The 5,804-nt window shown below is 46.3% G+C and carries 6 protein-coding genes; 2 read left to right on the plus strand and 4 right to left on the minus strand.

Going from position 1 to position 5,804, the window contains the following annotated elements; all coding sequences use genetic code 11:
- Window positions 1-33 precede the first annotated feature (33 nt).
- The 4 genes from WCO51_08920 to WCO51_08935 all read right to left on the minus strand — a co-directional run bounded on the left by WCO51_08920 (window position 34) and on the right by WCO51_08935 (window position 3,579).
- Complete coding sequence (locus WCO51_08920; protein MEI6513381.1) at window positions 34-1,065, minus strand: aldo/keto reductase; 1,032 nt, start codon at window positions 1,063-1,065, stop codon at window positions 34-36.
- Window positions 1,062-1,511: an RbsD/FucU family protein gene (locus tag WCO51_08925; GenBank protein ID MEI6513382.1), complete on the minus strand. Its 450-nt coding sequence runs from the start codon at window positions 1,509-1,511 to the stop codon at window positions 1,062-1,064. The genes WCO51_08920 and WCO51_08925 overlap by 4 nt, the downstream gene beginning before the upstream one ends.
- 178 nt (window positions 1,512-1,689) lie before the next feature.
- Window positions 1,690-2,427, minus strand: coding sequence for a metallophosphoesterase (locus WCO51_08930; GenBank protein MEI6513383.1), 738 nt, complete (start codon window positions 2,425-2,427; stop codon window positions 1,690-1,692).
- A 6-nt stretch (window positions 2,428-2,433) separates the two neighbouring features.
- Complete coding sequence (locus tag WCO51_08935; GenBank protein MEI6513384.1) at window positions 2,434-3,579, minus strand: CPBP family intramembrane glutamic endopeptidase; 1,146 nt, start codon at window positions 3,577-3,579, stop codon at window positions 2,434-2,436.
- A 471-nt stretch (window positions 3,580-4,050) separates the two neighbouring features.
- Between WCO51_08935 and WCO51_08940 the strand changes: the two genes are divergently transcribed.
- Together WCO51_08940 and WCO51_08945 are read left to right on the plus strand one after the other, a co-directional pair.
- Window positions 4,051-4,692, plus strand: coding sequence for a sigma-70 family RNA polymerase sigma factor (locus tag WCO51_08940; GenBank protein MEI6513385.1), 642 nt, complete (start codon window positions 4,051-4,053; stop codon window positions 4,690-4,692).
- Complete coding sequence (locus WCO51_08945) at window positions 4,689-5,705, plus strand: inositol monophosphatase (GenBank protein ID MEI6513386.1); 1,017 nt, start codon at window positions 4,689-4,691, stop codon at window positions 5,703-5,705. Before WCO51_08940 ends, WCO51_08945 begins: the two co-directional genes overlap by 4 nt.
- Window positions 5,706-5,804 lie beyond the last annotated feature (99 nt).

Raw genomic sequence — 5,804 nt, forward strand, 5'->3', positions numbered from 1 at the left:
ATATAGGGTTGTATGGGGTGTTGTACTCATTGGTTACTCTTTCTGCCTTTTCGCTCGCCATGCTTCAAGGTATTTCTCTTTGTCTTTGCCATAATCACAGCCGACGGCGTTGGCGACACGTTCGTGGGAATAGGAGGCGACTTCGGCGTGTGGGTGGTCGATTAGGTCGATCATTTCTTCGATGCGGTCGGGGATGTCTCGGCATGCGGATAGTAAGCTAAAGTCGATGCAATCGGGTGGGAGGTCGCTGGCTCTTGCATTCTCAATAACTTCGGCTTCTGAGTTGCAGCCGGGGACGATTGCGGCGATTTCTTCATGGCTTAATATCCAGCGAATTGCCATCTGGGCGGCGGTTGCTCGGTTGAGGCCATGATCGTCGATTATTTTCTGACATACAGGTAAAAACGGCATCCCATAGTCGAACCACACGAAAGGTTTAATGGCGATTAAACCAACGTTATGCTTGCGGACGGCATTCAGCAGCGGCTCGCAGACTCCCTTATTGAAGTTGATGGGTGTTTGGCACATGTCGATTGGGTTCTGCTCATCAATAACTTTAGCCAATAGCTCAGGGTTGTGGGCTGATGATCCAACCCAACGAATTTTGCCTTGCTGCTGCATATTCCGCAATGTTTCTAATGCGAATTCGAGCCTATCTTGTGAGAAACCCGACTCCATCGCGCATATCTGGAACACATCCACATAGTCGCTATGAAAGAGATTTAGACGCTCTTCTACTTCACTTACGATATAGGCTTTCCACTCGGACGGTTCTCGATCACCCAATCGCGCTAGCAGGTCGATGCTCATTCCGCTTAGATAGACTTTATCGCGTTGAACGCCAAGGGTCTTAAGTGTTGCCCCTAGAGATTGCGCTTCTTCGGTGTAGGTTGTATCAAAATAGTTGACCCCCATCTCGATAGCTGTCGCGATTATCTTCGGCCTATCGGGATTGAGTTCCGTAAAACGCCCGTCTTTAACGAGATGGCGTCGCCGATACTCATGACCGCCAAGGCTTACTTCAGATATTCGCAATCCCGTTCGTCCAAGTGTTCTGTACTTCATTTCTTTGTGACAACCCCGATAGTCAGCATGATATTGGCGAAGCGCAGTTGTTCGGCGGTGTGGATGATAAGCGCAGTATCTGGGCCGGAGGCGGCGTCGTAGAATGCGAAACGTTCCAGTTTCTCAAACTCAGCATCAAATCCTGCCTCTTGGAGAATACGTTTATACTCTGGCCATATCGGCGGGTCTTCCGATAAAGCTCGCGGGCCTGTCGTTGGGTATTGCATTAGCGTGACCGACTCGATCGGGATTGCGCTGACAACTGCTTCAAGCGCCTGTGTGCCTGAAACAACGCCGGGGGAGAGATTGAGATTAACTAGTGTGGCATTTGGTCCTAGTTTAGTGAGGGCAGGAAAGTTGCCGTCTGCAATCAATACCTTTGAACCATGTCCCGCGCGTCCAAGAACTTCTAGAATATCGGGATGAATAAGTTTTGTTTTCAGCATTCTAATTCGCCTCCTAATACATACATTATATCGGTTACGATAGCAGGAAGTCGACCCAACGATAAGATTGAGTTGCCGAAGTATTACTAATCACTTCAAAAGAGTATGTGGGGGAACCTCCTACACTAGATGAGGCGGGGGCTAGGTAATCCAGCAACGACACCGTTAGCATTGTTCCCTATTTCAAAGGCAGCAACTCGCCGGTTACTTCTCTGGTTGGAGATATTCTAATGAGGCCTACGGAATGGGCGTAGAAGCCGGTTTGAGCGATTGATGTTGTGCCTACTTGCTCGGGATGCTCAATGACTGTGTGTGAGTGACCACCGATTATAACATCAAAAAAGGGGACCGCTTCGGAAAGTTTGATGTCGTTTTTATAGCCGATGTGGGTGAGCGCAATGAGGAGGTCGCATTTGTTGCGAAGTTTAATCGCCCATTCGCTCGCTGCCTCGATCGGGTTGCGGAATAGATATCGACTGATTGCCTGGGCCTTCATGGTGGAAGTGACCATCGGAACAGTTAGCCCGAGGACGATAACTATTGTCTTACCCACCTCAAAACGGGCAAATGGCTGCACAGGAAGAGGCGAGCCGAATTTGTCGTGTATATTCGCACAAAGGATAGGGCAGGGTGTACCTTTCAGCTTTGCTTTAAGCCCTACTTCAGAAATGTGGAACTCTCGATTCCCTAAAGTAATCGCATCATAACCGGCTAGCCCCGCCAGCTTCCAGGCAGGTTCTTCTGACAAAGGGATGCCAATGTTGCCCGTCTTAATAATATCTCCGGCATCGAGCATGAGTACATTGGGTTCGAACTCATCTTTTAATGCCCTTAACCGCTGCACAGCCGGTTCTTTCAGGTGATTGTGAAGGTCGTTGGTATGAATAATTGTCACTGCATTAGGTAGATGGTCCACTGATGGTTAGTGTAAGCCTTTAGGATTAAAAAAAATAAGCCAGGCGCTATCAACTAATGCATGCATTACTGCGCCGGCATTTAGGCGATTGGTACGCAGATAGGCATATCCATAAAAAGCGCCTGCTAGCGTTGCAAAAGCTGCATAGCTCCAGTAATAAACCGGATCCCCGCCGTTTTTTTTATGGGTTATCCCGAAAATAAGCGCATTTAGAATGAGCGCAATAAAAGGCGCTGTGAGCGCCTTTTTCGGAAGGAATTGGCTAATGTTCTTAAAAATGGGAAAGCGCAAAAACAATACTCCAAGCGCTTGGGTTGTTTTGTTTAATAGGTTCTGGATAACTCCGCGAAACATTACCTCCTCTGGGAGGGCTACCGAAAGATATAACCCAATTGGGATAAAAAGATAAACAATAGGGGGTACTTTGTATTGCAGATGAATCGTGAATGGCCGCCACTCAATGAAATGGGTGACGAGGCCAAGAGGCATGACAAGCAAGCCGAAAACAGCGAAAAGCTTAATCCCGAAAATAAAATCTTCGCGCGTAATATGCAACCTGAATTCAAAGTCTTTAAGCTGTCGTACAACAAGCAGTGTCCAAAATGTGACACATACAGCCAGTAATATGTGTATTTGCACGCCGCCATCAACCGGCATTTGAGGTAGATCCATCAAGCGGTATCCGGCTATTTTGAACTTGTATTGAATTGGCAGAGAGATCGCTAGGGCAATTCCCCAGTCAGCCCATAAAGCTCGCCTTAGCCCTAAAGCCACTGGGATAAAAAGATAAACCGCCAAAGTGATTGCATCATTCCATCTGAATTGGCTTGTAGAAAGCATGTAGATGGCGCTGAGGAGGCAACCAACTGTAGGGAAAAGCCATACCGTTAGGGGACGACGATCGATTTGGCTTTGCCAAAAACGAACGACCCTTGCCGAACCTAAACTCAAGCAGCTAAACAGCATGATAATTAGAATCGGTGTTGAGAGGATGAGATTAAAGAGGGGCGGCTTAGGACTTGTCGATCCCTGGGGACTTGTGACAACTGAGCTAGAGAAATAGACTGCATAGACAATCGCGCAGAAAAGGGTCAAGCATCCGGCAATGATTAACTCGGAAATGGGTGCATCGTTATTATTAGATGTTTTCAATTTTGTATCGATTTTAGTTTGGGTATTCATGAGCGACCTAAAGTCTAATTCTCAAACGAAAAAATGTCAACCCATAACGCATGTTGGGATATGAAAGCGATCAGAAATAATGAGTTATTTTGTTAAAAAAATTATTTGTTAGTCAAGCTAATTATGGCTACAATTTTTCTTGCATTTGCTCGTTACCTGTGATATAATATTAAAAGTAAGATTTCTTACGCGTTTATGTCAATTAGGGATCTGTATTCTTTGGTACCCTTGATGGGTCAGATTCCGTAATGTGAGCCGTTTAGAACTTAATAGACTGTGGGCATCTGACGTATAGGGTCAAACTCCAGACTGCTGGCGTTAGAGTTGTGGCATAGTCGCTGACCAATTTCTGGTTATATCTAACCCCATTCGTTTATACGTTAGAATTTTCGGTCCCGATGAGTAATATTAGCTAGGCTAAGAAATGAAGGAGGTAGACTGATGGCAAGTATCATCCAGGATGATTCCAACGCGATTCAAGAGGATCAAGCACAAGCCACTAGCCAGATGCTAGAAGGAGAGAAGCAAGCTGAATTTGACCGTCTCATGAGGAAGTCATATCGGCGTGCTTATAACCTTGCTTATCGAATGACGGGGGACCCGCTTGAAGCTGAGGATTTAACTCAGGAAACCTTTTTGCGAGCTTACCGTTTCTTTGATAAGTACAATCGGTGGCTTGCGTTCGAGGCGTGGTTGCGGCAAATTATGCATAACCTTTATGTTGATATGTTGCGACGGAAACCTAAAACTCAAGGATATTCCCTTGACCAACCACTCCCGAATTCGTCCGATGATGACGATGATATGGTTGCAGATTTCCCTGATTCTGGGGCGAATCCGGAGAAACAACTCCTAGCAGTTGAGTTCAGCGCTGATATGCAAGAAGCGCTAAATCGGCTGCCGCATGAATTCCGTGAAGCTGTTGTTTTGTGCGATATCGAAGATATGTCGTATGATGAAATAGCGAGTGCGGTTGGAGTTTCGACGGGTACGGTGCGTTCTCGTATTCACCGAGGAAGAAGATTGCTGAGAAAGTGGCTATCAGCAGGAAATTCTGACGAAGAACCGAAAATAATGGCATGACAAACCTGCCGCATAATTCGACTTATTATCTGGATAAACTCCGACAACTTCATATTAAAATGCGTGACCACTTACGCAAACAGATGGTTACGCAGGATCAAACAACCCTATCGGCTGCGACTGCGGCTCGTGATGGCGATACTATTTATCGTATTGATGAGTTTAGCGAAGAACTTCTTTTAGAATATTGTAGAGAATGGGCAAAAGAAACTCCGTTTGTTCTTATTGCTGAGGGCATATCCGGAGATGGTTGGCTTTCTTTGCCTGATGGCGCTTCAGCTCAGGATGCAACCTTTCTTCTCATTGTTGATCCAATCGATGGCACTCGCCCATTAATGTATGACAAGCGAAGCGCTTGGCTGTTAACTGGAATTGCACCAAACCTAGGAAGAAAAACTACGCTTGCCGATATCACGATTGCGATGCAGACGGAGCTACCTATCACCCGACAAAATCTTGCCTATCATCTGTGGGCGGTAAAAGGGCAGGGCGCTCAGGCTGAGTTGCATGACCTTGTTTTAGACCAAGTGAATCCCGCATCGCTTCATCCCAGCCGCGCACAAACACTTGAACATGGTTTCGCATCGCTAGTAAAGTTTTTTCCTGCCGGTAAGCGCGAGTTGGTTGAAATCGAATGTCGTCTCTTCGAAGCACTTGTTGGCGATCTGAATATCGGCAATCCGGTGATTTTCGATGATGAATACACCTCCACCGGTGGTCAACTCTTTGAGCTGATGGTTGGGCACGACCGATTTATCGCTGACTTGCGTCCATTGCTTTACAAGCGTTATCAATCACATCAAAAACCCCTTTGCGCCCATCCCTATGATATTGGCACGGAGCTGATCGCGCGTGAGGCGGGCGTAATTATTACTGATGAAAAGGGAAACCCGTTAAGCTCTTTATTGGATATTCAAGAAAATGTGGCTTGGATAGGTTACGCTAACCAGGCATTACGTGATAAGATAGAGCCGATATTACTGTCAATTCTTGAGAGTTCTGATTTGCTTTAATCAGGAGAGAAGAGTATGGGGATTCCTCTTGGCGATAATGCGCCGCGTTCGAGTTATCCAATTTTAACCCTTACGCTTATTGTTATCAATGTGCTAGTG

It is taken from the genome of bacterium, assembly GCA_037131655.1.
Taxonomy (GTDB): domain Bacteria; phylum Armatimonadota; class Fimbriimonadia; order Fimbriimonadales; family JBAXQP01; genus JBAXQP01.

Coding starts and splice junctions, on each gene's coding strand:
- WCO51_08925 (MEI6513382.1), bottom strand. CDS start 1,511: ATGCTGAAAACAAAACTTATTCATCCCGATATTCTAGAAGTTCTTGGA.
- WCO51_08945 (MEI6513386.1), top strand. CDS start 4,689: ATGACAAACCTGCCGCATAATTCGACTTATTATCTGGATAAACTCCGA.
- WCO51_08940 (MEI6513385.1), top strand. CDS start 4,051: ATGGCAAGTATCATCCAGGATGATTCCAACGCGATTCAAGAGGATCAA.
- WCO51_08920 (MEI6513381.1), bottom strand. CDS start 1,065: ATGAAGTACAGAACACTTGGACGAACGGGATTGCGAATATCTGAAGTA.